We start from the raw sequence: 25520 nt of genomic DNA on the forward strand, positions 1-25520 counted from the left end.
AAGGGAGCAGTCATGCAACACGTGGAGGCGGGTATCGAAACCGCCGATGTCGTCATCGTCGGATCGGGCTTCGGTGGTCTCGCCGCTGCGAAGCAGTTGAACAAGTCGGGTGTCCGTTACGTCCTGATCTCGGGTACGCCCGAGCACCTCTTCCAGCCACTCCTCTATCAGGTCGCGACGGGTGTGCTGGCTTCGGACGAGATCGCGCCTCCCATGGCGAATATCCTGCGCAACCACAAGAACGGCGAGGTTCGGCTGGGCAAGGTCACCGCCATCGACGCCGCCGATGCGGTACTCACCTATGAGACAGCCGAGGGTCCGCGCCGGATCCGGTACGGCAAGCTCATCGCCGCCACCGGCGCCAGCCAGTCGTACTTCGGCCGTGACGACTTCGCGGACAAGACGTTCTCGCTCAAGACCATCGACGACGCCCGCAACCTGCGCGCGCAGATCCAGCGCGTCTTCGAGCAGGCCAAGGATGCCGACCCCGAGACCCGCCGCCGGTTGCTGAGCTTCGTGGTGGTCGGTGCGGGCGCGACCGGCGTCGAGGTCGCCGGTCAGTTGAAGGAGCTCGCGAAGAGGTATTACCACCAGGAGGACACCGTCACCCTGGTGGAGGGCGCGGGCGTGGTGCTGCCGCCCTTCGGCGGCGGGCTGTCGGAATACGCCAAGGAGTCGCTGGAGCGCAGCGGCGTCGAGGTGCTGGTCGACACCTTCGTGACCGACATCGAGGACGGCAAGGTCACCGTCAAGAGCAAGGACGGTGTGGAACGCCGCATCGCCGCCGAGACCGTGGTGTGGTCGGCGGGCGTGCAGGCCGGCGGCTTCGCCCAGGTGCTGGCCGAGGCCACCGGCTGCGAGACCGACCGCGCCGGCCGCCTGCTCATCAACCCCGACTGCACCGTGGGCGGCCACGCCGACATCTTCGCCATCGGTGACATGACCTACCTCAACGGCTACCCCGGCCAGTCCCCGGTGGCCATGCAGGAGGGCCGCCACGTCGCCGACATCATCCGCGGCAAGAAGCCCGCGGCCACCGCGTTCAAGTACTGGGACAAGGGCTCGATGGCGGTGATCAGCCGCTTCAGCGCGGTCACCAAGCTGAACGACAAGATCAAGTTCACCGGCCTCATCGCCTGGGTGACCTGGCTCGCGGTGCACATCTACTACCTGGTCGGCTTCCGCAACCGCTTCGCCGCGGTGGCGTCGTGGCTGGTCGCCTTCATCGGCAGCGGCCGGCCCGGCTTCAACGAGGTCGAAAAGGCCTCGGCCGCAAAGACTCCGGAGAAGTCGCCGGTAGCGGCCTGACCGCACGAACGAAACGAGCCGCCCGGCGCTAGCGCCGGGCGGCTCGTTCCCGTTGTGGGGCAAGGTTAACCTGCGACTATGGCTGTTCCTACAACTCGATTGCTGGTGCTGGCGGTGGTGCGCCTGCTCCAGCCCGTGCACGGCTACGACGTGCGCCGCGAATTGCTGTCCTGGCATGCCGACGACTGGGCCAATGTGAAGCCCGGCTCGGTGTACGGGGCGCTGAACACGCTGGAGCGGGACGGCCTCATCTCGGTGGAGGGTGTCGGGCAGGAGGGGGCGCGGCCGGAGCGGCGCACGTATCGGCTGACCTCGGAGGGGGAGAAGGAATTCGGCGAGATGCTGCGCGAGTCGCTGTTCGCGGCCGACCAGCTCAAGCATCCGTACTTCGCGACGGTGTCGCTGTTTCCGCACGCGCCGAAGGTGGATGTGATTGCGGCGCTGCGCAGCCGGATCCTGCAGTTCGAGTCGAATCTGGTCTATCTCGAGCGCGAGGAGGAGCGGATTCTGGCCGGGAGCGGGGATCCGCGGGAGGCGGAGCCGCATCATGTCGCCGATGCGATCAATCTTGCTGCGGCACATGTGCGTGCGGATCTGGAGTGGTCGCGCCGGACCCTGCGGCGGATCGAGAGCGGGGAGCTGGATGCCTGGTCGGGGACCATGGGCGGGGCCCCGGTCCCGCCTCCGGTGAAGTAGTGTCGCCGTTTCCGCCAAAGTACTCAAGTTTTAATAGTCAAGCTTGACTATATGGGTGAGTCGTTTCTACCGTTGAGGCGTGGAAACGACATCACCCGTCCGCGGCGCACCCACCGACCCGGTCATCCGGGTCCGTGGGCTGGCCCGGACCTTCAAGACCAAAACCGGTGACGTGCAAGCGGTCACGGGTATCGACTTCGACGTGCGCTACGGCGAGATCATCGGACTGCTCGGCCCCAACGGGGCGGGCAAGACCACCACCCTGCGGATGATCTCGACGCTGCTGGCGCCGACCGCGGGCGAGGCCACCGTGGTCGGCGCCGACCTGCGCGCCGAGCCGCGGACGGTGCGCGCCCGCATCGGCTATGTGCCGCAGGGCGGATCGACCAACGAGACCGAACTGGTCGAGGACGAATTGATCCTGCAGGCAAGGCTTTTCGGGCTGTCCAAGACCGAGGCCAGGCGCAATGCCGCCGACCTGGCCAAGGCGCTCGAATTCGACGGGCTGGAACGCCGCCGGTGCGGGCAGCTCTCCGGCGGGCAGCGCCGGCGGGTGGACATCGCGCTCGGCCTCGTGCACCGGCCCACGCTCATCTACCTCGACGAACCCACCACCGGGCTGGATCCGCAGAGCCGGGCCAACCTGTGGGACCACATCCGGCGGCTGCGCGACGAAGGCACCACCGTCGTGCTCACCACCCACTATCTGGAGGAGGCGGACGCGCTCTGCGATCGCATCCTGGTGATGGACCACGGCACCATCGTCGCCGAAGGCACCCCCGACGAGCTGAAGCGGCGCATCTCCGGCGACGTGATCAGCCTCGAAATCGCCTCCGGCAGCGCCGATCTGGCCTTGGAGGTCGCCGCCGAGGCGCTCGAACTGCGCTCCCGGCTGCGCACCGAGGGCCACGAGAACGGCCATGCCGGAAAGAGTCTCGTGCATCTCACCGTCGAACACGGTGACGCCGCGGTGGTTCCGCTGCTGCAGGCGCTCGGCGACAAGGGCATCACGCCCGGCTCGCTCACGGTCAAGCGTCCCAGCCTCGACGATGTGTTCCTCACGCTCACCGGGCGTTCGCTCCGGGAAGGAGACCGGTCATGACATTCCTGCGCGACACCGGACTGATCTACTGGTCCCAGGTCCGGGCCAACCTGCGCAATCCGGTCTGGGTGATCATCGGCCTGATGCAGCCGATCATCTACCTGGTCCTGTTCGGTCCCCTGGTGAAGGGCATCGCCCCGTCACTGGGCCCGGGCGCGGATCCGTGGAAGATCCTCACCCCGGCGCTGGTCATCCAGATCGGTTTGTTCGGAGCATTGTTCGTCGGCTTCGGCATCGTGGCCGAATGGCGCGCGGGCGTGATCGAACGGCAGCGGGTGACTCCCGCCTCGCGCGGCGCGCTGCTGCTGGGCCGGGTGCTCAAGGACATGACGGTGCTGCTGGTGCAGGCCCTCGTGCTGGTCGGCGTCGCCACGGCGGTCTTCGGGCTGCGGCCGAATCCGGTCGGCCTGGTGCTGTCGCTGCTGCTGATCGCGGTCATGGGTGCGGGCTTGGCGTCCGCGTCCTACGCGCTGGGCCTGTGGGCGCGCTCCGAGGACACCCTGGCCTCGCTGCTGAACTCTGTCTCGGTACCGATCATGCTGCTGTCGGGCATCCTGCTGCCGATGACGGTGGGACCGAAGTGGCTGCAGGACCTCGCGAAGGTGAATCCGTTCTCGCACACCGTGGACGCGGCGCGGGCGCTGTTCCGCGGTGACTTCGGGGCGCACGAGGTCTATGTCGGCACCGCCGTCACCATCGTGGTCTCGCTGCTGCTGATCCTGGTCGCCTCCCGCAGCTTCGCCCGGGAGAACGCCTGACCCGGGCGGTTCTTCGCCGCCGGCGAAAAGCTGTTGACCTGAACAGAGGTTCAGGTTTCACGATGGCTGTATGCCTGAAAACACGAAAAGGGCCCTGATCACCGGGGCGTCGGCGGGCTTCGGCCGGGCGGTCGCGCTCGCGCTCGCCGAACGGAATTGGGAGCTGATCCTCGTCGCTCGCGGCGCGGATCGGCTCGACCGGGTGCGGGCCGCGACCGGCGCGCACGCCATCGCGGGGGATGTCGCCGACCCGGCGGTGCGCGAGCGCATCGCCGATGCCGTCGGCCCCGGCCGGCTGGACCTGGTGCTCAACAACGCCAGCGCACTGGGCCCGAGCCCGCTCCCGGCCCTGGACCGCTACCCGCTGGACGAACTCGCCACCGTCCTTGACACCAATGTGATTGCACCCCTGGCGATTCTGCAGCTCACCCTGACCGCACTCCGGGCCTCCGACGGCGTGGTGGTGGACATCAGCTCCGACGCCGCCGTCGGCGGTTACCAGGGCTGGGGCGGCTACGGCGCCTCCAAGGCCGCACTGGACCAGCTCACCAACGTGCTCGCCGCCGAGAATCCCCAGCTGCGCATCTACAGCTTCGATCCCGGCGACATGCGCACCGAGATGCACCAGGCCGCCTTCCCCGGCGAGGACATCTCCGATCGCCCCGAGCCGGAAACCGTTGTGCCCGCACTGCTGCACCTGCTCGAGTCGCGCCCGCCGAGCGGCCGCTACCTCGCGTCCGAACTGTCGGTGGCGTCATGACCCTCGGTATGGAGGAGCTCGCGTTCACGCTGCCCGACGAGCTGTCGGCGACCAGCCCGCCCGAGGCGCGCGGCCTGGCGCGTGACGAGGTCCGGATGCTCGTCTGCGACGCCGGGACGGTCACCCACGCGCGGTTCCGGGAGCTGCCGAGATTCCTGCGCGCCGGAGACCTTGTGGTGGTGAACAATTCGGCCATGCTCAGCGCCGCGGTCGACGCACGGTACGGCGATGCGGCCGCGGTGCTGCACTTCTCGACCTGGCTCGGCGACGGGGGCTGGGTGGTCGAGCTGCGCGACCCCGCGGGCGTGCCGTGGCACGGCCGGGCGCTGAAACCCGGTGCGCGCATTACCCTTCCGGCCGGTCACATCGCCACCGTGCGCACCCGTTGGCTGCGCGGCAGCGACCGCCTGTGGGTCGCGGACGTCGAAGCCGCGTCCGATGATGATGCCGTCGGGAATCCAGCTGCCGTTGGGGTCCGGGGCGCTGCCGCCGTGGGCCACGGCGACGGGGTCGAGAGAGCGGGGGCGGATGTGCGGGCGCTGCTCGCACGGTATGGCCGCCCGATCTCCTACTCCTACCTCACGGGGCGGTGGTCGGCCGCCTACTATCGGACGGTCTTCGGGCTCGAGCCGGGCAGTGCCGAAATGCCCAGTGCAGGGCGGCCTTTCACCGAGGCGCTGGTGACCGAGCTGGTGGCGGGCGGGATGGGGTTCGCGCCGATCACGCTGCACACCGGGGTTTCGTCGCCGGAGTCCGGGGAGCCGCCGAGTCCGGAGCGGTTCGCGGTGCCGGAGATGACGGCGCGGCTGGTCAATGCCACGCATGCGGCGGGCGGGCGGGTGGTGGCGGTGGGCACCACGGTCACCCGGGCGCTCGAAACCGCCACCGCCGCAGACGGTCTGGTGCATCCGATGGCCGGTTGGACCGAGTTGGTGCTCGACGGGGATCGTCCCGCGCGGGCGGTGGACGGGCTGATCACCGGCTGGCACGCGCCGGGCGCCTCGCATCTGCATCTGCTCGAATCCGTGGCGGGCGGAGCGGTGGTGCGGGAGGCGTACCGGGTGGCGCTCGACTCCGGGTATCTCTGGCACGAATTCGGCGATTCAGCCCTGCTCTTCCGGAACTGACCCTCCCTCGTTCCGGACCCGGACCCCCGCGATGCGAGGCTCACCCGGGGAGCGTAGGCTGATTTCTTCCGCGTTGCCGACCGCTCGCGGACGCGGGTCCGGGCTCGCCGCAACGTCTTCCGGGCTCGCCGCGCGGCCTTCCAGAGCCGCCGGTACCCCGCCGGGATACGAGCATTTGTCCTGGTAGAGAACGTTGCGAGGCGGTCGGATGAACTCCCGGTGCGGTCTGCGTCGCGTTCACCGGACTGGCATCGGCAGGTAATCCGGCGGTCGCTCCAAGGCAGTCTGGGACTGGCTTGATCAAGCCTATGACCACCATGGCAGCGTCGAATTCCAGCCTGCTGGCAGCCGCGTCGAAGCCCGCCCCGGAAGCGCCCCGCACCACCGGACGGTCCCAGTACTCCCTGGTCGTCTCCTCCGATGCCGAGCACCGCGAGGCCGCACAGCGGCTGCGCTACCAGGTGTTCGCCAATGAGCCGGGCTTCACCATTCCCGACAACGGAACCGGCCTGGACGCCGACCGTTTCGACGACCACTGCGATCACCTGCTGGTGCGCGACGAGCTCACCGAGCAGTTCGTCGGCTGCTACCGCATGCTGCCCCCGGACAAGGTGACAGCCGCCGGCGGATACTACACCGCCACCGAATTCGACTTGGCCGCACTGGATCCCGTCGGTCACCGGATCGTGGAGATGGGCCGCGCCTGCGTGGTGCCCGATCACCGCAACGGTTCGGTGCTGACGCTGATGTGGGCGGGCATCCTGCACTACATCCAGCTCACCGGATACGACTGGGTGATGGGCTGCGTGTCGGTGCCGATGCGGATGACGCCCGAGGACGAGCCCGGCGTGAACGTGCGCGGCGTGCGCGACATGCTGCTGCGCAAGCACGCGCTGAAAACGGAACGCCATGTGCGCCCCTACAACCCGGTGGTGGTGGACGGCCGCACCCTCGACGAGCTGGCGGCTCCCGCCCGCCCCAAGCTACCCCCGCTGCTGAGCGGCTACCTACGCCTGGGCGCGCAGATCTGCGGCGAGCCCGCCCACGACCCGGACTTCGCGGTCGCCGACTTCGTCGCCCTGCTGGGCCTCGAGACCATCAACACCCGCTACCTGGAGCGCCTGCAGGGCGCGGCCAACAGCCTGGATGCCCGGTGATGCCCCATGATGCCCGCACTGCTCTCCCCGGAGACCGGATCGCTCTCGTGCCCGCCGGCCGAGGCCTCCGCCCACGCCTGGATGCCCCACAGTCCCTGCGGCCTTTCGTGTGTCGACGCTCCCGCTGAGGCGGGCACGCTGCGGGTGGCCGCCCGGATCGCCGGAATCGCCGGGGTCCTGCTGAGCTTCCCGATCGCGCACTACGCCACCCCGCGCCGCCGTCGCGCCGGGCTGCAGCGCCGCTATGCGCGAGCCCTGCTGGCCTGCTGCGGAATTCGCGTCCGCATCGTCGACAACCGCGCCCCCGAGGACCGTCGCGAGGGCGGTGTGCTGATCGCGGCCCGCCACACCGGCTGGACCGACATCGTGGCCCTCACCGCCGTCGAGCCCATGTCCTTCGTGGCCCGCGCCGACCTGGTCGAGTGGCCGATGCTCGGCGATATCGCCAAGCGGGTCCGTGTCATCCCGATCGAGCGCGAACGCCTGCGGCAGCTGCCGTCGGTCATCACGACCATGGCCGACCGCCTGCGCGCCGGCGAGCGCGTCACCTTCTTCCCCGAGGGCACCACCTGGTGCGGCCGCGCCCACGGCAGCCTGCGTCCCGCCCTGTTCCAGGCCGCCATCGACTCCGAGACCCCGGTGCAGCCCATCCGCCTGCGCTACCTCGACCGCGCCGGCGACCTGTCCACGATCCCCGGCTTCGTCGGGATCGACTCGCTGGCCGACTCGTTCCGCCGCGTCCTGCGCTCCAAGGGCGTCGTCGCCGAGATCGCTCTGCAGCCGCAGCTGCTCCCCGGCACCGACCGCCACGAGCTGGCCCGCCGCTGCGAACAGACCCTGGAGGGCGATACCGTCGCCCGCGCCTTCACCGACGTCATCCACGGCTCCCAGCACCTCGAGGCCGTCGGCACGGGTGCGGTCCGACGTGCGGAGGCACCGCGGGCGACCGCCGGGAAGTGACTCGCCCGCGAGTGGCCCGGGACTGATCAGGAATCGAGAAGCGCTGGTCAGTGGCGCGACCGTAGCGTTGCCGGCATGACTTCCCTCGAGCACATCACCCTCGACGTCGCGGACATCGACGCCGCGGCCGCCTTCTACTCCACCGCGTTCGGGCTGGACTCGCAGCTGCTGGGCTTCCGGGCCACCCAGGAGCCCAGCACCGGATTCCGCGGGTACACGCTCTCGCTGACGGTGGCACAGCCGGCCGACGCCGACGCCTATCTCGATGCCGCGCTGGCGGCGGGCGCGACCGCGCTCAAGCCCGCGGCCAAGTCGATGTGGGGTTACGGCGGCGTGGTCCAGGCCCCGGACGGCGCGATCTGGAAGGTCGCGACCTCCTCGAAGAAGAACAGCGGTCCGGCGGCCAAGCGTTCCGACTCCATGGTGCTGCTGCTGGGTGTGGAGAACATCGGCGCGAGCAAGCGCTTCTATGTCGATCACGGGCTGCCGGTGGCTAAGAGCTTCGGGCCGATGTACGTGGAGTTCGACACCGGCTCGAGCCCGGTGAAGCTGGCCCTGTACAAGCGTCGCGCCCTGGCCAAGGACGCCGGGGTCTCCTCCGACGGCAGCGGGTCTCACCGCCTTGTGGTCGGCGGCGCTGCGACCTTCACCGATCCGGACGGATTCGCCTGGGAGACCACGTCCCAGCATGCCGCCCGCTGACCCGCCACCGTTCCACGGGCGGTTGTCCGCCGTACCGGAATACCATCGGCACGGTCGGTGGAGTGGAGCAAATTAGGGGCTTCGGGTGGGGGCTCGATGCATTAGGGGCTTGAGCAGGCGTCCAGTTTCAAATGCGCCTGAAACGGCATAGTTCTCGCGGTCAGGGGCGACTTGTCGGTAACACACCAACCCGTCTGTTCGACGGGAAGGCAACCGAACAACAACGTCTGGAAGCGAATTCGAAAATGTCGGCTAGGACATTCCCGGTCATGGTGATCGCCGCGGCCGCAGTCGCACTGTGGGCGCCGCTGGCCGGCGCGGACCCGACCGCGACGACACAGCCCGCCCCGGGCGCCGGTCTCGGTGTGGACGTCGGCATCGGACCCGGCGGGGTGAACGTGGGCGTCGGCGTCCAAGGCGGAGGCGGCGGCAATGCCGGTGCGTCCGTCCAGCCGAGCGCCGGCGCGAATGCCGGTGGTGGCGTGCAGGTCGGTGGCGGTGCGCAGACCGGTGGCAATGCCGGTGGTGGCGTGCAGGTCGGTGGCGGTACGCAGGTCGGCGGGGATGCCAATGGTGGTGTGCAGGTCGGTGGCGGCGCGCAGACCGGTGGCAATGCCGGTGGTGGCGTGCAGGTCGGTGGCGGTACGCAGGTCGGCGGGGATGCCAATGGCGGTGTGCAGGTCGGTGGCGGTACGCAGACCGGTGGCAATGCCGGTGGTGGCGTGCAGGTCGGTGGCGGTACGCAGACCGGCGGAGATGCCAACGGTGGCGTGCAGATCGGTGGCGGTACGCAGGTTGGCGGTGACGCGAACGGTGGCGTGCAGATCGGCGGCGGCACCCAGGTTGGCGGTGACGCGAATGGCGGTGTGCAGGTCGGCGGCGGCGTCCAGACCGGTGGCAATGCCAACGGTGGTGTGCAGGTCGGCGGCGGTACGCAGATCGGCGGGGATGCCAACGGTGGTGTGCAGGTTGGCGGCGGTACGCAGATCGGTGGCAATGCCAACGGTGGTGTGCAGGTCGGTGGCGGTACGCAGATCGGTGGCAATGCCGGTGGCGGAGTACAGGCCGGCGGGAACACCGACATCGGCGGTAGCGCACTGGGCGGCATCGATCTGGTGACGGCCGGAGCCGCGGCGGCCGGTGCGGACACGGTGTACGGCATGGCGATTCCGGTCGGTGCGACCACCGGCATCCCGGGCGGCACGGCGGTCACCGATCAGGTTCCGCCGGGCGGCTACGTGATTCCCAAGGGCGCGCCCGAAACCGGCGCGGGCGGCATGGCTGCCCAGGTGAGTGCGCAGTGAGCACCGCGAAGGGAAACGCCTTGGGCGCGTTGAGAATCCGTAGACCACTGCGTGGTGCGCTCGTCGCCGTGGTGGCGATCATCCTGGCCCTGGTGACTGGTTGTTCGTCCTCCGGCGCGACCCATTCGGCCGCGAGCACGACTACCGCGGCCGCGGCCGCCTCCGGGGTGAAGACGGCGGCCGCGATCAGCCGGTCCACTCCGGTGTCGTTCGACATCGCCTCGATCAAGGCCTCGGGGTCGCTGATCGCGGTGGGGCTCAATGCCGATGGCTCGGTCCAGGTGCCTACCGACTACCTGCAGGCCGGCTGGTATCAGCAGGGTCCCGCGCCGGGCGAGCAGGGCTCGGCGGTCATCCTCGGCCACGTCGACTCCTACAAGGGCACCGGCGTCTTCTTCTATCTGAAGAAGATGAAGCCGGGCGACATGATCGATGTGAAGCGCGCGGACGGCAAGACCGCGCACTTCAAGGTCACCGATGTCCGCATGTACCTGAAATCCCAGTTTCCCGACCAGCTCGTCTTCGGTCCCCGCGGCGGCGCGACGCTGCAGGTGGTCACCTGTGGCGGCCAGTTCGACCAGGCTGCCAAGAGTTACGAGTCCAACGTGGTGGTCTTCTCGTCCCTCGATTCGGTGACCTAGCCGCGTTCGGCGCGCGCGGTCCTGTGAGTCTGCTGTGGCCCTGATTGTCCGAATGTCGGCGTGTCGCGCTGTCGCGTCCGCTGAGACTGGCCAATATTGTTGGCAGAGAACAGATTTCGGAGCATCCGGGTGCGGCAGATCGCGCCACACCGGACTTGCCGGTGGTGACCCGGATTGGCTACGTTCCCGTGCGCACCATTCGGATCGACCGACAGCGGAGGTGGACATGCAGACGTTTGCGCAGAACCTCGGAACGATCGGCAACGACGCGTTGTCGATCGGGCAGGGAATGCTCGTGCTGCTCACCGACATCATCGGTATGGGTGGCACCGGCTACGCCGGCGCCGGTCAGTACCCGTTCGGCTGATCGGGCAGTGGCCGAACCGTCCCGCAGGTCTTCGTCGGCTGCGGGGCGGTAAGGCCCACCGGGGTCAGTATTCGCCCTTGATGACGAAGTACGAGCCGCGAATGGTGCCGGCCAGCTTCGACTTCTGCCGTGCGAACTTGAATTGCGAGGCGAGCTCCGCGGGGACTTCCATCCCGTCGGAGAGCTTGAACCCGACCGCTCGTTTCTTGGCGTCGTCGACGGTGTACATCACATTGATCGACAGGCCGTTCTGATAGAACACGTAGGCGATTCGAATGTCCTCGACCTGGAAGGCCGTCGCCTCGAGGGGCTTCGAGGAGATGACGAGGGACCGCTCCTCCGCGAGGATCCGGTTCACCCACTCGATGGTCTGCTGGGCGTCCTGCGCGGGCTCCACCGTGAAGACATGGTCGTACTTGTTCTTGAAGTACCGGGCCTCGTTCGCCCGCAATCCGGCGAGCGCGGGTGCGACCGGCGACGACTCCAGTCCCTCGGTCGAGACGTTCACGAAGTCAACAACATACGGCATGGCGAATTCCTTCACACGAGTGTCCGATCGGGTCGGACGGTGCTCTCGGACAGGCCGCGGTAATCCTAGTCGCGACCGCCCGGCCGATTGCTAACCCGAAGGCGTCACGGGCGATTCGCTGCTGCTTCCCATTCGAAGCCGTCCGGGTCGACGAACGAGGCGGTGGCGCCGCCGACCACGATTCCGTGCGGGCCCGAGCCGGTCGGCGGCACGCCGGCGTCCTTGGCGGCGGCCGCGAGGGGGTACATGGCGAGCTTGACGGGGGAGTCGGGGAGCGCGAACTCGACGTACTTGCTGCCGAAGCTCTTCGAGACGGTGAGGCCGCGGTCGAGGTAGAACTGCTTGCTGGCCTTCACGTTCTCGACCCCGAGCAGCAGGACGACGCTGTCGACCTCGCGGGTCGCGGGGCCGGTGTTCTTCTTCTGGGAGGTGGTGACCTTCCAGACGGTGCCGTCCGGGCCCTGGATGACGGCGCCGTAGCCCCAGAGGCTCTTCTTGGCCGGCTTCAGGATGGTGAATCCGTTCTGCAGCGCGCTGGCGATGAGGTTGTCGGCGGTGCCGGGCTGGGTGACGACCAGGGATAGCATGAATCCGCGGAAGCCTTCCGCCGCGGCGGTGGCGGGACGGAAGGCCAGCCGGGCGCCGAGGCCGAAGGCGGCTTCATAGGCGGCCGCGGTGGCGGCGGGGTCGGCAGCCTCGAGGCTGACGTTGATCTCGGTGGTGGTGGCGGTGTTCGTCATGCCGATAACGCTAAGTTTCCGCCGGTCCGGCGACATCCGTGCCGACCACGGATCCCGCCACGGATTCAGGGTCGGTGGATTCCGAGGTTGGTGAAACGCTCCAGCAGCACCGTCAGGTGGACACCGATGGACGCGGTGCGCAGGCGGTGACTGCGCGCCAGCGTCACCAGGCCGTGCAGGGCGGCCCAGAACACCTCGGTGTCGGTGTCGGCGTCCGGATCGATGTCGCCGGGGGATGCCCTGATCGCCGAGCGCATTTCGTCGAAGGCGCGGCGCAACTGCTCGGGCGCCTCGGCGCTGCCGAAGGCGAGATCGGTGGCCTGGACGAACATGGCGTCGTAGAGCGCCGGCTGGGACAACCCGAATTCGACATAGGCGGTGGCGAGGGCGCCCAGGCGCTGCCCGGGGGTCTCGCGGCCCGCACCCGCAGCGTGCAGATCGTCGGCCAGCTCGGCGAAGCCCTGCACGGCCACCGCCGCCACGATGGCTTCCATGCTCGTGAAATGGCTGTAGAGCACGGGCTGGCTGTACTCGATGCAATCGGCCAGCCGGCGCGTGGTCACCGCGGCCCAGCCATCGTCCTCGGCGAGTCTGCGTGCGGTGTCGATGATCAGCTGACGCCTGGCCGCCCGTTCCCGCTCCCGCCGTTGCTGGATCGTCATGGCGTCTTCTGAATCGTCATCGACTTATCGTATCGGCCGTAAAGTTATCTAGCTACAGACTCCAAGCATGTCAGCGACACGAGTTCTACCATTGCTAGCATCGCCGCGACCGAGCGGAGCGAGCCGTTGTGGCTCATCAGGTGCTGCCGGATTCGCGTGCCCCGCAACGGACTTCGCATGGGGACAAGCGAACTCGGCGCCCAGGGCCCGGCGCTCTCCGCGCAGAGGCTCGGCTGTATGGGCGTGAGCGTCGCCTCCGGCGCGGCCGGCAACCGGTCGAGGTCACCGCCCGGCCATCACCGGGCCTTGGTCGTGGACGGGGTGGTGGTCGGCACATCGATCACATCCGGTATCTGGCCGCCGCCGAAAACCGGTACCGAGGTCGTCGAAGTCGGCGGGGTGAGCGGACTGCTGTGGTGGCTGCCGCAGCCCGCGAGGGCCACCGCCGCCAGCGCAATCGACGCCACTGTGATCAGGTGCTTGGGCACGTATCGACCTTTCGTGTGGATCGGTCGCGGCCGCGCCGCACACCACCCCATTGCCCATGTACCGGTGCGTGTGCGGTCGACCGCGTTGAAAACCAGGGCCGGTCCGCGAGTCGGTGTCGGCCGCACCGAATTCTGGTGCACCGGGCCCGGCGCTGCAGCACCGGTGTCCGAGATCGGCACGTGTGGTCCGCAGTCTGGCACGATCGGAACCCCCGGGATGGGGGCGGCGGGAACGTGTTCGGTGTGGTCGATCCGGTGCGGCCTACGCGCCCGCATCGCGCGATGCGGTGCTCCGGATCAGGTGGACGACGTCGTACGAGCGCATCGGCTGGGTCGGGCGCAAGGATCGGTAGGTATACCGATCGACCGTGCCCTGCTCCAGGTTTCGCACCAATAGTGCGTCGCCGCCCTGTTCGTCCTCGACCGGGTCGGTGGCGAAGAATCGTTTGAAGTCCTTCGGCGATCGCGAATGGCAGGCGTTGAAGATCTCGTCGAGGCGCTGCTGCGGAACGGTGCCGGGACCCATGACCCGCAGGGCATGGATCACGCGAACGGCGACGTAGCGCCAGTTGACCAGCAGTTCTCGTGCGGCGTCGGTCATGATCCATTCGACCAGGTTGACCGGCCGGGCCGGACCGAGGTCGGCCGGCGTCAAGCTCGGAATCAGTTGGCGCGCGGGTCCGTTGGCGGCGACGACATCCAAATGCGGGAATCTGATGAAAAAGGCGGGCCCGGAGAACGATTCGAGATGAGCGAGATCCTCGCGGCCGATGGTCCGGGGCCAGGGTTCCGTGCGCAGCGTATCCATGTCACCGAGCGCGAGCGACACGATCTTGCGCAGCATCCAGTCGGGTGGATTCAGCGCGCGGCACCAGGCCGCCAGACCTTCGGTGCTCGGGTTGCGCAGGCCCGCCTCCCACTTCCGCAGGGACGACAGCGTGGTCGACGCGGCCAGGGCCACCTCCTCCTGGGTCAGTCCCAGCGCCTCACGTTGCCGGCGGAGATATCCGCCGATCTCGGGTCGCTCGCAGACCCACGAGAGCCGGCCGGCGCCGCGGCGGACCTGGGTGGGTGGGATCGGGGGAAACACCGACTGGCCGGGGTGGGGGAGCGGTGCGGCGATCTGCACGGCCAGCCTCTCTATCGAACGTCCTACGAAGCCTTGCGCGGCCGAGCGGTGTGAATCGGATTCGCTGAAGAACTTTTACCCGACGGGCCGAAACGGCGCACTGTCGGAAAGATCACAGCGTTCACAACATGAATATTCGCTGATGCCAACGGTTTTCCGACACCTTTCATGCACCGTTTGTTCATTGAAATTTGGGTAATGGGGCAAAAACGTGAACAGAGCTCCGAAGCTCATATCTCGCGTTGCCTGGTTGTGCGGGCGATGGGTGTGGGCGTTCGGACGGAAGGTGTGACAATTTGTGTCGCTCGGTCAATCGATCAGCTCGCGTTCTGGTGTCGAGTTCTGTGTGAAACATGTTTTGGCACAACGAATTTGGTGATCTCCAGCGGAACCGCCGGGGGGCGACTCGGCGCGCCTGATCGGTGGTAGCTGTCTTTTTCCCAGCCGACGGGTGCTGCTGCGTCCTTCGACGTACCGATTGGTTGATCCATCCCGCCGGTAGTGCTCGATTCCCCTGTCGCGCAAAGATTTCTGCCTGATCTCGGCCACGTTGTCGCTGCTGTGTTGCGGGGCACCGGTGGTTTGTGGTGCGCAGTGCGGGGCTGAGTTGCGTGCTGTCCGAGTGCATTGCACAGTCTTGGTCGCCAGAAAGCCGTTTCATAACGAGTTTTGAATTTCGGCCCCGGTGGCCATCCAGTTCATCCTCCGCACGGGCGCTGGTGCGGCGACTTATCGCGGAGAAAGAATCCACAGTGGGGACAACCTTGGACAGCAACGAACCCGATCGGGACGAATCGGACACGCCCGAACCGGCCATCGAGCCGAACGCCGATGCCGTCGATGCGGTGCCGACCGAATTCATCGAGGCCCCGGGAGAGCTCGCCGAGGCCCCGGGAGAACTCGCCGAGGCCCCGGGAGAGCTCGCCGAGGCCCCGGGGAAATGGCAGCTGATGGCTCGGCTGATCGCGTCGCGTCCTGTCCGCCGCCATCTGCCGAAGGTGGCGGCCGGCGCCGCGCTGGCGAGCCTCGTCGTCGGCGTGGTCGCCGCGGCCGAAACGCACGGGACCGATCCGGCGGCGACCAGTGCCGCGTCGACCGAAGCGGCGAAGGCGCCGGATTCGCAGAGCTACGCCGATCTGACGGCCGCGCAGTCCGGGTCGACCACGCCGGAGATCGGTCTCGCCGACAGCTCACTGACCCCGAGCGACGTTCCGGTCCCCACCGACGGCTCCACACCCGACGCCACGGGCGACCCGATCGCCGCGACCGATCCGGGCACCGAACCCGCGTCCGCGACAACGGATCCCGCCCAGGACACCACCACCCCGGATACCACCACCAGCGCCCCCGTCACGACCACGGATACGCCGGTCACGACCACGGACACGCCGACCGCGACCGCCGCGCCCAGCCTCTCCATCGACGCGAGCGCGACCCTCTCGTTCCAGGCGGATCAGTCTTCCGATCCGGGGCAAACCGTTTCGCAGTCGGTGACTCCCACATCGGACCCTGCCACCACCACAACGACGGTCACGGTGACCGCCGACCCCTCGACGACGACCACTACCGTCCCGTCCACCACCACGATTCCGGTCACCACCACAACTCCGGCCACCACCACAACTCCGGTCACCACGCCCCCGTCGACAACGACGACGGTTCCGGTGGCCGCCACGACCACGGCACCCACGACGACATCGCCGGTGACGACCACGGTTCCCGTGACGACCACACCCGCGGTGACGCCCGCCCCGGTGACGACGACCGCCCCGCCGCCGACCTCGCCCCATTGCATCGCAACGCCGCCGCGGAATCCGATGCAGCCGCTGGCATCCGCGACCCTCGCGCATCCGCCGACCGCGAAGCCGCAGCCCGTGCCACCGGCCGCCCCGGCGCCGAAGCCGCCCGTGCCCGCGACCTCGAAGCCCCCGGTGCCGGCGACCTCGAAGCCGGCCACGCCCCCGGCATCCAAAACGCCGGTACCCCCGCCCGCCCCTCACCCGTGCGGCTAGGCGTACGGAACGAAACCTTGTTCGCACCAGTGAATTTCGCGGAACCATGACGAATTCGTACGTGCCCGGCACGGGTGGCCGGGGCCTGGGCGGGGCTCGGTTGCCCCTGTTCATCGCCGCGGTCGCGCTCACCGTGGCCGGGTGTGCCGCGGGGCCGGGCCGGGCGCCGGAACCCGCTCCTCCGGGCTCCGGCGGCCCGATCCCGAAAATCCGGCTCGACGCGATGGACAACAAGCTCGACCAGCTCCGCGAGTGGGCTCGCCCACGGGCCGACAAGGACGGCATCCCGCTTCGCGCGCTGGAGGCGTACGGATACGCCACGGTCGTGCTGGCGAAGGCGCAGCCCGGCTGCCACCTCGGCTGGACCACGCTGGCGGGGATCGCCCGCGTGGAAAGCGATCACGCCCGTTTCGGCGGCGCCACCATCGCGGCCGACGGCCTGGTGCAGCCGCCGATCCGCGGTGTGGCTCTCAACGGCACGGGCGGCAATGCCGTCATCCTCGATCCCGCCTCGACCGCCCGGGCCGGACGCACCGTCTACGCCCGCGCCATGGGCCCGTTCCAATTCATCCCGGACACCTGGAAGCACTGGGGCGTTCGCGCCGGTGCCGACTATCGCGCCCTCGCCGATGCGCTCGAGGCCGCCAAACCCGTTGCCACCGGCGACCTGTCGGGCAACCCGGACAATATCGACGACGCCGCGCTGGCCGCGGGCCGCTACCTGTGTGCCGCCGGCGGCGATCTGGCCACCGCCGCGGGCTGGCGGCAGGCCATCCTCGCCTACAACCACTCCTCGGTCTATGTCGGCCAAGTACGCACTGCCGCAACCGGTTACGACGCCTGACCGCTGTCTTTCGATCACTTCATCCGCAATAACGCCGTGACACCAGAGTTCGGTGTCGCGTGATCAGGAGGAATTCATGTCCCGCAAGAGCATTCGGGTCGCCGCTGCCGCCGGTGCGGTGGCGCTGGTCTGTACCGGCGCCGGTATCGCCCATGCCGCCCCCGGCGGCAAGACCGGTCAGGGCAAGGACGCCGACCACGTGCTGCTGATCTCGATCGACGGAATGCACCAGGCGGACCTGGCGTGGTACGTCAAGCAGCACCCGAACTCCGCGCTGGCCTCGCTGGCGAACAACGGCGCCGAGTACACCAACGCGCAGACCACCAACCCGTCGGACTCCTTCCCGGGCATGGTCGCGCAGTTCACCGGCGCCACCGCGGGACAGTCGGGCGTCTACTACGACGACACCTTCAATCACGACCTGCTGCCCGCCGGCACCACCGACTGCGCCCACACCCCGAAGGGCGCCGAGGTCGCGATGACCGAGGCGATGGACAAGAACCAGAACTCGATCGATGCCGGCCAGGGCCTGGCGGGCCTGCCGGGCAGCATCCTGGGCATGACTGGCAACCCGGCTTCCCTGCTGAACCCGGCGGCCATGCCGGTCGACCCGGCCACCTGCAAGCCGGTCTACCCGAGCCAGTACCTCCAGGTGAACTCGGTCTTCGACGTCCTGCACGCCGCGGGCAAGCTGACCGCCTGGTCGGACAAGCACCCCGCCTACTCGATCCTCGAGGGCAAGGCCGGCAACGCCATCGACGACCTCTTCACCCCCGAGATCAACTCCAACTCCCCGATCGCGGGCCAGGACTGGACCAAGGACGACAAGTCCACCCAGCAGTACGACGGCTACAAGGTGCAGGCCGTCCTCAACGAGATCGACGGCTACGACCACGGCCACACCAAGCAGGTCGGTGAGCCGGCCGTCTTCGGCATGAACTTCCAGACCGTCTCCGTCGCGCAGAAGCTGCCGACCTCCGACGGCATGACCGGTGGCTACCAGGCCGACGGCGTGACCCCCGGCGCGCTGCTGTCCGGTGCGCTCGACTACGTCGACGGCCAGCTGGGCAAGCTGCTCGGCGAGCTGAAGACCAAGGGCGAGGACAAGAACACCACAGTCATCGTCTCCGCCAAGCACGGCCAGTCGCCCACCAAGCCGAGCGACCTGACCCGCATCGACGACGGCCCGATCATGACCGCCCTCAACGCCGCCTGGAAGGCCAAGCACCCCGAGGCCACCAAGGACCTGGTCGCCTTCAGCGTGAACGACGACGCCATGCTGCTGTGGCTGAACGACCGTTCGCAGGCGGCCGCCGATTTCGCGAAGCAGTGGCTGCTGGCCAACAACGGCACCGGCAACGACATCAGCGGAAACCCGAAGGCGTACACCAAGTCCGGCCTGACCGAGGTGCACGCCGGCGCCGACGCCGCCTCGTACCTGGGTGCCCCGGAGAACGACCCCCGCCACCCCGACCTGGTCGGCGTCGCACAGGTCGGCACCGTCTACACCGGTGGCAAGGGCAAGATCGCCGAACACGGCGGCGCGAACCCGGCCGACCGCAATGTCCCGCTGATCGTCTCCGGCCCGGGCGCCAAGAAGACGGTCGTGACCGACGCCGTGCAGACCACCCAGATCGCCCCGACCATCCTGAAGCTGCTGGACGAGAACCCGCAGAAGCTGGACGCCGCCAAGGCCCACGGCGTGCGCGAACTGCCGAACCTGGGCTGATCCGATTCGGATCACACGACCACAACGGCCCGCCGGTCCGATCCGGCGGGCCGTTCCGCACCCGGCCGCACGGGTGAATCAACGGACCGGGCGGGACGCGGGCGAACCCGGCCCGTCGCCGATTCGTGGCCTTGATGGAGGACTCGAGCAGGGTGGTCGGCGGCGGGAGGCCGGCGTCGGGAGCGGAGGCGGAGCGTGCGGGCGCGGTGGTCGCGACGATGGGGGCGGGAGCTGCTGCGGGCATGGCGGGAATATCGTCTCGACGGTGGCGGCTATCCTTGGACGGTCATGAAGTCGGCTTTCCCGGGTCCGGTCGGTGCCCAGACGGTCTACCTCGATCACGCGGCCACGACACCCATGTTCCCGGTCGCTGTCGAGGCGATGTGCGCTGCGCTGGGGATGACGGGGAACGCGTCGTCCTTGCACGGGTCCGGGCGGGCCGCCCGGCGGGTGCTGGAGGAGGCGCGGGAGTCGATCGCGGCGGGGCTGGGGGCGCGGCCGTCGGAGGTGATCTTCACCTCGGGCGGGACCGAGAGCGACAATCTCGCCGTCAAGGGCATCTACTGGGCGCGGCGTGACGCCGATCCGCGGCGGAACCGGATCCTGGTGAGCGCGGTGGAGCATCACGCGGTGCTGGACACCGTGGAGTGGCTCGAGCAGCACGAGGGCGCGCGCATCACGTGGCTGGAGTGCGATGCCCAGGGCATCGTCTCGCCGCGCACGCTGCGCGACGCGCTGGCCGAGTACGCCGCCGAGACGGCACTGGTGAGCGTCATGTGGGCCAACAACGAGGTCGGCACCATCCAGCCGATCCAGGAATTGGCCGCGGTGGCACAGGAATTCGACGTGCCCATGCACAGCGACGCGGTGCAGGCCGCGGCGCAGCTGCCCATCGACTTCGCCGCCAGCGGGCTGGCCGCGGCCAGCTTCGCCGGGCACAAGGTCGGCGGGCCGCACGGCGCGGGCGTGCTGCTGCTGGGGCGGCAGGTGCCCGCGGTGCCGCTGCTGCACGGCGGCGGGCACGAGCGGGATCTGCGCTCGGGCACCTCGGACGTACCCGCGGCGGCCGGCCTGGCCGCCGCGATTCGCGAGACCGTGGCCGGCCTGGCCGTGCGCGCGATGGACCTGGAGCGGCTGCGGGACCGGCTCATCGAGGGCGTGCGCGCCGTCGTGCCGAACGCGGTGCTCAACGGGGCGACCGGCGCGCAGCGCATGCCGGGCAACGCCCACTTCACGTTCCCCGGCTGCGAGGGCGACTCGCTGCTCATGCTGCTGGACGCCGCCGGGATCGAATGCTCGACCGGATCCGCGTGCAATGCCGGTGTGGCCGGACCCTCCCATGTGCTGCTGGCCATGGGCGTGGAACCGGCGCTGGCGCGCGGATCCCTGCGATTCTCATTGGGACACAATTCGACCGACGCCGATATCGATGCCCTGCTGGCAGTGCTGCCGCAGGTGGTGGAACGGGCGAAGGCGGCCGGACTGGCCGGAGCGAAGGGAGGCTTCTAGATGCGAGTACTTGCCGCGATGAGTGGTGGCGTGGATTCCGCCGTGGCGGCCGCCCGCGCGGTGGACGCCGGACACGAGGTGGTCGGCGTGCACCTGGCGCTGTCGGCGAACCCGGGCACGCTGCGCACCGGATCGCGCGGCTGCTGCTCCAAGGAGGACGCCGGTGACGCCCGGCGGGCGGCCGACGTGCTCGGAATCCCGTTCTACGTCTGGGATTTCGCCGACCGGTTCAAGGAGGACGTGATCGACGACTTCGTCGCCGCGTACGCCGCCGGTGAGACCCCCAACCCGTGCCTGCGCTGCAACGAGAAGATCAAGTTCTCGGCGCTGGCCGACCGCGCGGTGGCCCTGGGCTTCGACGCCGTCGTCACCGGGCACTACGCGCGGCTCGCGGACGGCGTGCTGCGCCGGGCCGTGGACGAGGACAAGGACCAGTCCTACGTGCTGGCCGTCCTTACCGCCGAACAGCTTTCGCGCGCCATGTTCCCGGTCGGCGACACCCCGAAGCCGCAGATCCGCGCCGAGGCCGCCGAGCGCGGGCTGGCGGTGGCCGGCAAGCCCGACAGCCACGACATCTGCTTCATCCCCTCCGGCGATACCCAGGCCTTCCTGGGCGCCAAGATCGGCATCCGCCCCGGCGCGGTGCTCGACGCCGACGGCACCAAGCTCGCCGACCATGAGGGCGTGCACGGCTTCACCATCGGCCAGCGCAAGGGCCTGGGCCTGCCCGGCCCGGCCGCCGACGGCAAGCCGCGCTATGTGACCGGCATCGACCCGGACACCGGCACCGTGCACGTGGGCTCGGCCAAGGACCTCGAGGTATGGACGGTGCGCGCCGACCGCGCCATCTGGACCTCGGGTGAAAGTCCTTCCGGCCCCGTGGAATGCGTGGCCCAGGTGCGTGCCCACGGCGGCATCGCCCCGGCCGTCGCCGAGGCCGTTGACGGCGGTCTGGTGGTGCGGCTGCGCGCACCGCTCACCGGTGTGGCCCGCGGCCAGGCCGTGGTCCTCTACCGCCCCGACCCGGCGGGGGACGAGGTGCTGGGCAGCGGCACCATCTCCGGCACCGAACGCGAACCTCATTCGTACGCAAGCGAACTGGTCTCGGATAGCGCCCGGTGAGCGACCGCCACACGCGCGGACGCGCGAAATCATATGTAGCGGCGCAGATTCGATCGACCTCCCGGGTCGTCTGGCGCACCGGAATGCCGCAGCCACTGCGCCTGCGCCCGCGCCGCGCGCCGGGGCGGGCCAGGCTCGGCCGGAACGCCGCGGGCAGCGCCGCGCCGGAGCAGATCGCCCGCACCGACACCGGCGAATTCCGGCCCGGCGAGCCGCAACCCGACCCGGACGGGAAAACGGACGCGGCGCACGGCGCCGGCCGCGGTCGGGCACGGGCCGGCGTGGTCGTCAAGGTCACACCGTATGCCGAGCGCGGCCGCCCCGCGACCGGGCCCGGCGACGTGGCCGAGCGGGCGGGCAAAACCTGGGACTGGTTCGTCAACGTGACCTGCTGGGATTGGTACACGAATTCGAGCAGCCGCACCGAACGCGGCGATGCCGACGAGTGACCTCGCGCGGCTCGGCAGCCCGCTTCGCCGCGCAGTGCGCGACGGCTCGCACGCGATCCGGTTCGGTCCGGGCGGGAGTTCGTCGACGCCTCTGAAACGGGGCGAGCGGACGCCGGGTGGCCGGGTCGACGTCGAGGTCACGAGTTCGGTTGGTACGAGGGGTTTTCGGAACGGACGGCCGGGTGATACGGGATGGCTGGGATGACTGACGACACGAACACGGCGGTACTGCGCGGCGGCATCGCGACCGGCGTGGGCTCCTGGCCCGGGACCGATCCGCGGGAGGCGGCGGCGACCGTGGTGGGGGAGCTGGGACAGCTGCCGCATCTCGTCGAACTGCCCGGCCGCGGCGTGGGCGCGGACATGGTCGGACGGGTATCGGGTCTGCTGGTGGACATGCAGTTCGACAGCACCACGCGCGGATATCGGCTGGCGGCGCGGCCGGGCGCGGTCGCGCGGCGGGCCCACGATCTGCTGCGCACCGATCTGGACGCGCTCGAAGAGGCCTGGGAGACCGGCGGTTTCGCGGGCTCCGGCCATCCGGTGAAGGTGCAGGTGGCCGGGCCGCTGTCGGTGGCCGCGGAGGTGGAGCTGCCGGGTGGGCATCGTGTGCTGACCGATTCCGGTGCGCTGCGCGATCTTTCGGAGTCGCTGGCCGAGGGCATCGCGAATCATGTGGCGGAGGTGGGCAAGCGGCTGGGCGCGCAGGTCGTGCTCCAGATCGACGAGCCGGACCTGACGGCCGTGCTGAACGGCACACTGAAGGGCGTGAGCGTCCTGAACACGGTGCGCGCCATGCCCGAACCCGAGGCGCTGCACATCCTGGACATCGTCGCCGGCAGCCAGTCCGTGCCGGTGCTGGTGCACACCTGCGCCGACCGGCCCGCCCTGGGGTTCCTGCGCAAGAGCGGGGCCGCCGCGGTCGGCTTCGACATGGCCGCCATCGGCACCCCCGACCTCGACCGGATCGGCGAATTGCTGGACAGCGGAAAGCATCTGGTACTCGGGCTGGTGCCCACCACCGCCCCGGCCGCACCTGTCACCTGGCGCGATATCGCGGAACCCGGTGTGCGCCTGATGGATCGGCTCGGTTTCCCGCGGCGCCTGCTGGCCGAGCAGATTCTGGTCGCCCCGGCCTGCGGCCTGGCCGGTGCCCCGCTGTCCTGGGCGCGCCGCGCGCTGAGCCTGGCCGCCGAGACCGCGCGCGCCTACGCCGAGGAGCCGGAGTCGCTCACCTTCGAGTGAAGGCCGGGTGACAGCGTGACGCTGTGCCGCAGGGTGTTCCGGCGGGCGCGGCTCACATCCGGGTCAGGATGTCCAGCGCGATCGCCACCGCCGCCTGGTTGCTCTCCTCGTCGGAGAGCTCCAGATCGCCCATCATGGACAGGCTCCAGCTGATGGCCAGCAGTGCCTGCCGGGCGTGAAAGGTGGCCAGCGGCTGCGTGCTCGGCGCGGTCATGAGGTCGGCCAGCACCCGGAACTGGTAGCGCAGGCTGGTGCCGAAGCCGAGGTCCCGGAAGGCGGGCTGGTTCTCGTGCCAGAACCGGATCATGTCCTTGCCGAGGCTGTGCAGCAGCGCGCCGTAGCGAATCACGATCTCGCGGGCCCGATCCGGCCCCGGCGGCGTGGCCTCGGCCCACTGCACGATCTCGTCGACGCCGCCGCGCAGATCCTCCGACAGGCTGGCGACAATGTCTTCCTTGGTCCGGAAGTGGTAGTAGAGAGCGGCTTTCGTGACGCCCAGGCGCTCGGCGATCTCGCGCAGCGAGGTCTTCTCATAGCCGCGCTCGGAGAACAGCTCCATGGCGACGGACCGAATCCGCTCCCGCGTATCACTGCGACGCCCGTCCATCGAGTCCTTCCCTCGGTACCCCCCACGCTTGTTCTCTTGACGACCGGCCCCTTTTGCTTGACGACCGGCAAGGGAAAGCCTAGCGTCTCCGTCACCGGCAGATACCTAGCCGGTCGGCAAGTTACTTTGCGCAGTGGGGAGCAGGACATGACCGAGACAGCAGCGACAGTGCCGGTTGACGGCGTAGCCGTGACCGCCATCGGGGTCGCCATCATCCGGGCGCGGGAATCCGAACGCGACGATCGTCTCTACGACGACCCGCAGGCGAAGGACTTCGTCGCCGCGGCCCGCAAAGGCTTCGACCCCGAACGCTGGGCGCGGATGGAAGCCCTGGCCGACCAGTTCTACGACGGCCGCACCATCGGCGTGCGCCTCGTCGACGAACGATTCCACGAGGCGATCGAGGCCGGCTGCGGCCAGATCGTCCTCCTGGGTGCGGGTCTGGACACCCGCGCCTACCGCCTCGACCTCCCACCCGCCCTGCACATCTACGAGATCGACCTACCCGAACTCTTCGCCTTCAAGGAACCGGTCCTGGCGGCCACCGCCGCCACCCCCACCTGCCACCGCCACGTAGTCATCGCCGACCTCCGCGAGAACTGGCGAAAAAGCCTGCTCGACACCGACTTCGACCCAACCGTCCCGACCTGCTGGGTCGACGAGGGCTCCCTCGGCTACCTCGACCGGGACTGGAACCGCCAGGTAGTCCTGACCCTCACCGAACTGTCCGCCCCCGGAAGCCGTTTCGGCGCAGGCCGCATGCTCATCGACCGCGAAGCCCCTCGGTACCGCGACCTACGCCGCCTCGTCTCCGGCGACGACGCCCCACCACCGCCCCGACCCACCCCCACCCAGGACCCCGACATCGAACACTGGCTCAACACCATCGGCTGGACCACCGAACTCCGCACCTGGAACGACATGACCGCCCACCTACCCCGCCCCACCACCCCCCTCGACCCCCGCATCGGCACCATCGCCGCCATCCGCCGTTGAGCCCTGCCGGCCAAATCGAACTTGGTTGCGAGGCCGGATTTCATTCGAGATACGAGGTAGTCCGGCCTATCCCCGGCGTGCGGCGTGGAACGGGAACCGAGGTGCGTTCAGCCCTGGTTCTTCGGGCGTTTGGAGCCGAAGTAGGGGCGGGCGCCGGGGTGGTCGAGTTGCCATTTGTCGGGCTTGCCGGAGGGGTAGGTGACGGGGATCTGGTCGCCGATGGAGGGCCAGTTGCCGACGTCCCAGGCGAAGCGGCCGTAGACCTCGTGGGCGAACACGGTGGGGCCGGAGATGCTGCCGGAGATGGTGGCGTACTGCTCGCCGAGGTCGTCGGGGCGGGGGCTGACGCCGGTGACGTGGAGGGTGCCGGATTCGAGGCCGGCGGGGGAGGCGTTCCAGGAGGCGGCGAGCGGGTCGCCGGGGAAGGCTCGTGAGCCGCCGCCGTTGCCGCGGCGGTAGTACACCAGGGCCGCGGCCAGTGCGCCGCCGATCAGCAGGACGAACATGAGCTGCAGGAGCATGAACTCCATGCTAGGCGGCGTGGAGTTCATGCCCGGCCGGGGCCGGGTGACGACCG

General features: G+C 69.2%; 27 protein-coding genes. 20 read left to right on the forward strand and 7 right to left on the reverse strand.

Annotated elements, in window-relative coordinates:
* Nucleotides 1-12 precede the first annotated feature (12 nt).
* The 12 genes from ACWEQQ_RS29290 to ACWEQQ_RS29345 all read left to right on the forward strand — a co-directional run bounded on the left by ACWEQQ_RS29290 (nt 13) and on the right by ACWEQQ_RS29345 (nt 10882).
* Nucleotides 13-1308 (forward strand): NAD(P)/FAD-dependent oxidoreductase, encoded by a 1296-nt coding sequence (locus ACWEQQ_RS29290; protein ID WP_452350517.1) that lies wholly within the window; start codon nt 13-15, stop codon nt 1306-1308.
* Nucleotides 1309-1386: 78 nt separating this feature from the next.
* Nucleotides 1387-2004, forward strand: a complete 618-nt coding sequence (locus ACWEQQ_RS29295) for a PadR family transcriptional regulator (protein WP_452350518.1) — start codon at nt 1387-1389, stop codon at nt 2002-2004.
* Between the two features lie 79 nt (nt 2005-2083).
* Nucleotides 2084-3106, forward strand: coding sequence for an ABC transporter ATP-binding protein (locus tag ACWEQQ_RS29300; protein WP_452338719.1), 1023 nt, complete (start codon nt 2084-2086; stop codon nt 3104-3106).
* Nucleotides 3103-3864 (forward strand): ABC transporter permease, encoded by a 762-nt coding sequence (locus ACWEQQ_RS29305; RefSeq protein WP_452338720.1) that lies wholly within the window; start codon nt 3103-3105, stop codon nt 3862-3864. The genes ACWEQQ_RS29300 and ACWEQQ_RS29305 overlap by 4 nt, the downstream gene beginning before the upstream one ends.
* Nucleotides 3865-3934: 70 nt before the next feature.
* Complete coding sequence (locus ACWEQQ_RS29310; RefSeq protein WP_452350519.1) at nt 3935-4624, forward strand: SDR family NAD(P)-dependent oxidoreductase; 690 nt, start codon at nt 3935-3937, stop codon at nt 4622-4624.
* Nucleotides 4621-5751: an S-adenosylmethionine:tRNA ribosyltransferase-isomerase gene (locus ACWEQQ_RS29315; RefSeq protein WP_452350520.1), complete on the forward strand. Its 1131-nt coding sequence runs from the start codon at nt 4621-4623 to the stop codon at nt 5749-5751. Before ACWEQQ_RS29310 ends, ACWEQQ_RS29315 begins: the two co-directional genes overlap by 4 nt.
* A 308-nt stretch (nt 5752-6059) precedes the next feature.
* Entirely contained in the window at nt 6060-6908 is an 849-nt protein-coding gene (locus ACWEQQ_RS29320) for a GNAT family N-acetyltransferase (RefSeq protein ID WP_452350521.1), read from the forward strand.
* Between the two features lie 6 nt (nt 6909-6914).
* Nucleotides 6915-7868, forward strand: coding sequence for a lysophospholipid acyltransferase family protein (locus ACWEQQ_RS29325; protein ID WP_452350522.1), 954 nt, complete (start codon nt 6915-6917; stop codon nt 7866-7868).
* A gap of 75 nt (nt 7869-7943) precedes the next feature.
* Complete coding sequence (locus ACWEQQ_RS29330) at nt 7944-8570, forward strand: VOC family protein (protein ID WP_452350523.1); 627 nt, start codon at nt 7944-7946, stop codon at nt 8568-8570.
* 245 nt (nt 8571-8815) lie between these two features.
* The gene (locus tag ACWEQQ_RS29335) at nt 8816-9874 is read left to right on the forward strand and encodes a hypothetical protein (protein WP_452350524.1); all 1059 of its coding nucleotides are present in this window, start codon (nt 8816-8818) and stop codon (nt 9872-9874) included.
* Nucleotides 9871-10515, forward strand: coding sequence for a class F sortase (locus ACWEQQ_RS29340; RefSeq protein ID WP_452350525.1), 645 nt, complete (start codon nt 9871-9873; stop codon nt 10513-10515). Before ACWEQQ_RS29335 ends, ACWEQQ_RS29340 begins: the two co-directional genes overlap by 4 nt.
* A gap of 226 nt (nt 10516-10741) precedes the next feature.
* Nucleotides 10742-10882 (forward strand): hypothetical protein, encoded by a 141-nt coding sequence (locus ACWEQQ_RS29345; RefSeq protein ID WP_452338728.1) that lies wholly within the window; start codon nt 10742-10744, stop codon nt 10880-10882.
* 64 nt (nt 10883-10946) lie between these two features.
* Here ACWEQQ_RS29345 and ACWEQQ_RS29350 read toward each other — a convergent pair whose 3' ends face one another.
* The 5 genes from ACWEQQ_RS29350 to ACWEQQ_RS29370 all read right to left on the reverse strand — a co-directional run bounded on the left by ACWEQQ_RS29350 (nt 10947) and on the right by ACWEQQ_RS29370 (nt 14430).
* Nucleotides 10947-11411: a phage tail protein gene (locus ACWEQQ_RS29350; protein WP_452350526.1), complete on the reverse strand. Its 465-nt coding sequence runs from the start codon at nt 11409-11411 to the stop codon at nt 10947-10949.
* A 104-nt stretch (nt 11412-11515) separates the two neighbouring features.
* On the reverse strand, nt 11516-12151 hold the full coding sequence (locus ACWEQQ_RS29355) for a glyoxalase (protein ID WP_452350527.1): 636 nt from the start codon (nt 12149-12151) through the stop codon (nt 11516-11518).
* Nucleotides 12152-12216: 65 nt separating this feature from the next.
* A complete protein-coding gene (locus ACWEQQ_RS29360) occupies nt 12217-12813 on the reverse strand; it encodes a TetR/AcrR family transcriptional regulator (RefSeq protein ID WP_452350528.1) in 597 nt (198 codons plus the stop codon).
* A 296-nt stretch (nt 12814-13109) separates the two neighbouring features.
* Complete coding sequence (locus ACWEQQ_RS29365; RefSeq protein WP_354835216.1) at nt 13110-13301, reverse strand: hypothetical protein; 192 nt, start codon at nt 13299-13301, stop codon at nt 13110-13112.
* 262 nt (nt 13302-13563) lie between these two features.
* The gene (locus tag ACWEQQ_RS29370) at nt 13564-14430 is read right to left on the reverse strand and encodes a helix-turn-helix domain-containing protein (protein ID WP_452350529.1); all 867 of its coding nucleotides are present in this window, start codon (nt 14428-14430) and stop codon (nt 13564-13566) included.
* 752 nt (nt 14431-15182) lie between these two features.
* Between ACWEQQ_RS29370 and ACWEQQ_RS29375 the strand changes: the two genes are divergently transcribed.
* The 7 genes from ACWEQQ_RS29375 to ACWEQQ_RS29405 all read left to right on the forward strand — a co-directional run bounded on the left by ACWEQQ_RS29375 (nt 15183) and on the right by ACWEQQ_RS29405 (nt 23340).
* Complete coding sequence (locus ACWEQQ_RS29375) at nt 15183-16442, forward strand: hypothetical protein (protein ID WP_452350530.1); 1260 nt, start codon at nt 15183-15185, stop codon at nt 16440-16442.
* Between the two features lie 46 nt (nt 16443-16488).
* Nucleotides 16489-17286: a murein transglycosylase gene (locus tag ACWEQQ_RS29380; protein ID WP_452338735.1), complete on the forward strand. Its 798-nt coding sequence runs from the start codon at nt 16489-16491 to the stop codon at nt 17284-17286.
* A gap of 76 nt (nt 17287-17362) precedes the next feature.
* Nucleotides 17363-19015 (forward strand): alkaline phosphatase family protein, encoded by a 1653-nt coding sequence (locus ACWEQQ_RS29385; RefSeq protein WP_379382188.1) that lies wholly within the window; start codon nt 17363-17365, stop codon nt 19013-19015.
* Nucleotides 19016-19303: 288 nt separating this feature from the next.
* A complete protein-coding gene (locus ACWEQQ_RS29390; protein WP_452338737.1) occupies nt 19304-20524 on the forward strand; it encodes a cysteine desulfurase family protein in 1221 nt (406 codons plus the stop codon).
* Nucleotides 20525-21646, forward strand: a complete 1122-nt coding sequence (gene mnmA, locus ACWEQQ_RS29395) for a tRNA 2-thiouridine(34) synthase MnmA (protein WP_364613386.1) — start codon at nt 20525-20527, stop codon at nt 21644-21646.
* Between the two features lie 83 nt (nt 21647-21729).
* Entirely contained in the window at nt 21730-22095 is a 366-nt protein-coding gene (locus ACWEQQ_RS29400) for a hypothetical protein (protein ID WP_452350531.1), read from the forward strand.
* A gap of 201 nt (nt 22096-22296) precedes the next feature.
* Nucleotides 22297-23340 (forward strand): methionine synthase, encoded by a 1044-nt coding sequence (locus ACWEQQ_RS29405; RefSeq protein ID WP_452350532.1) that lies wholly within the window; start codon nt 22297-22299, stop codon nt 23338-23340.
* A 52-nt stretch (nt 23341-23392) separates the two neighbouring features.
* On the opposite strand, the gene ACWEQQ_RS29410 is transcribed toward ACWEQQ_RS29405, so the two are convergent.
* Nucleotides 23393-23947, reverse strand: coding sequence for a TetR/AcrR family transcriptional regulator (locus tag ACWEQQ_RS29410; protein WP_452350533.1), 555 nt, complete (start codon nt 23945-23947; stop codon nt 23393-23395).
* 147 nt (nt 23948-24094) lie between these two features.
* Here ACWEQQ_RS29410 and ACWEQQ_RS29415 point away from each other — a divergent pair, with 147 nt between their 5' ends.
* Complete coding sequence (locus tag ACWEQQ_RS29415; RefSeq protein ID WP_452338741.1) at nt 24095-24943, forward strand: SAM-dependent methyltransferase; 849 nt, start codon at nt 24095-24097, stop codon at nt 24941-24943.
* 107 nt (nt 24944-25050) lie between these two features.
* Here the strand turns inward: ACWEQQ_RS29415 and ACWEQQ_RS29420 are convergent, their stop codons facing one another.
* Entirely contained in the window at nt 25051-25464 is a 414-nt protein-coding gene (locus tag ACWEQQ_RS29420; RefSeq protein ID WP_452350534.1) for a hypothetical protein, read from the reverse strand.
* Nucleotides 25465-25520: the final 56 nt, after the last annotated feature.

The sequence above is a fragment of the Nocardia sp. NPDC004123 genome (assembly GCF_053603795.1).

Excerpts from the sequence above, each read along its gene's own strand:
- ACWEQQ_RS29310 (WP_452350519.1), top strand. The coding sequence starts at position 3,935 with ATGCCTGAAAACACGAAAAGGGCCCTGATCACCGGGGCGTCGGCGGGC.
- ACWEQQ_RS29380 (WP_452338735.1), top strand. The coding sequence starts at position 16,489 with ATGACGAATTCGTACGTGCCCGGCACGGGTGGCCGGGGCCTGGGCGGG.
- ACWEQQ_RS29405 (WP_452350532.1), top strand. The coding sequence starts at position 22,297 with ATGACTGACGACACGAACACGGCGGTACTGCGCGGCGGCATCGCGACC.
- ACWEQQ_RS29385 (WP_379382188.1), top strand. The coding sequence starts at position 17,363 with ATGTCCCGCAAGAGCATTCGGGTCGCCGCTGCCGCCGGTGCGGTGGCG.
- ACWEQQ_RS29390 (WP_452338737.1), top strand. The coding sequence starts at position 19,304 with ATGAAGTCGGCTTTCCCGGGTCCGGTCGGTGCCCAGACGGTCTACCTC.
- ACWEQQ_RS29420 (WP_452350534.1), bottom strand. The coding sequence starts at position 25,464 with ATGCTCCTGCAGCTCATGTTCGTCCTGCTGATCGGCGGCGCACTGGCC.
- ACWEQQ_RS29325 (WP_452350522.1), top strand. The coding sequence starts at position 6,915 with ATGATGCCCGCACTGCTCTCCCCGGAGACCGGATCGCTCTCGTGCCCG.
- ACWEQQ_RS29290 (WP_452350517.1), top strand. The coding sequence starts at position 13 with ATGCAACACGTGGAGGCGGGTATCGAAACCGCCGATGTCGTCATCGTC.
- ACWEQQ_RS29350 (WP_452350526.1), bottom strand. The coding sequence starts at position 11,411 with ATGCCGTATGTTGTTGACTTCGTGAACGTCTCGACCGAGGGACTGGAG.
- ACWEQQ_RS29295 (WP_452350518.1), top strand. The coding sequence starts at position 1,387 with ATGGCTGTTCCTACAACTCGATTGCTGGTGCTGGCGGTGGTGCGCCTG.
- ACWEQQ_RS29305 (WP_452338720.1), top strand. The coding sequence starts at position 3,103 with ATGACATTCCTGCGCGACACCGGACTGATCTACTGGTCCCAGGTCCGG.
- ACWEQQ_RS29415 (WP_452338741.1), top strand. The coding sequence starts at position 24,095 with ATGACCGAGACAGCAGCGACAGTGCCGGTTGACGGCGTAGCCGTGACC.
- ACWEQQ_RS29410 (WP_452350533.1), bottom strand. The coding sequence starts at position 23,947 with ATGGACGGGCGTCGCAGTGATACGCGGGAGCGGATTCGGTCCGTCGCC.
- ACWEQQ_RS29400 (WP_452350531.1), top strand. The coding sequence starts at position 21,730 with ATGCCGCAGCCACTGCGCCTGCGCCCGCGCCGCGCGCCGGGGCGGGCC.
- ACWEQQ_RS29330 (WP_452350523.1), top strand. The coding sequence starts at position 7,944 with ATGACTTCCCTCGAGCACATCACCCTCGACGTCGCGGACATCGACGCC.
- mnmA (WP_364613386.1), top strand. The coding sequence starts at position 20,525 with ATGCGAGTACTTGCCGCGATGAGTGGTGGCGTGGATTCCGCCGTGGCG.
- ACWEQQ_RS29320 (WP_452350521.1), top strand. The coding sequence starts at position 6,060 with ATGACCACCATGGCAGCGTCGAATTCCAGCCTGCTGGCAGCCGCGTCG.
- ACWEQQ_RS29345 (WP_452338728.1), top strand. The coding sequence starts at position 10,742 with ATGCAGACGTTTGCGCAGAACCTCGGAACGATCGGCAACGACGCGTTG.
- ACWEQQ_RS29360 (WP_452350528.1), bottom strand. The coding sequence starts at position 12,813 with ATGACGATCCAGCAACGGCGGGAGCGGGAACGGGCGGCCAGGCGTCAG.
- ACWEQQ_RS29315 (WP_452350520.1), top strand. The coding sequence starts at position 4,621 with ATGACCCTCGGTATGGAGGAGCTCGCGTTCACGCTGCCCGACGAGCTG.
- ACWEQQ_RS29335 (WP_452350524.1), top strand. The coding sequence starts at position 8,816 with ATGTCGGCTAGGACATTCCCGGTCATGGTGATCGCCGCGGCCGCAGTC.
- ACWEQQ_RS29355 (WP_452350527.1), bottom strand. The coding sequence starts at position 12,151 with ATGACGAACACCGCCACCACCACCGAGATCAACGTCAGCCTCGAGGCT.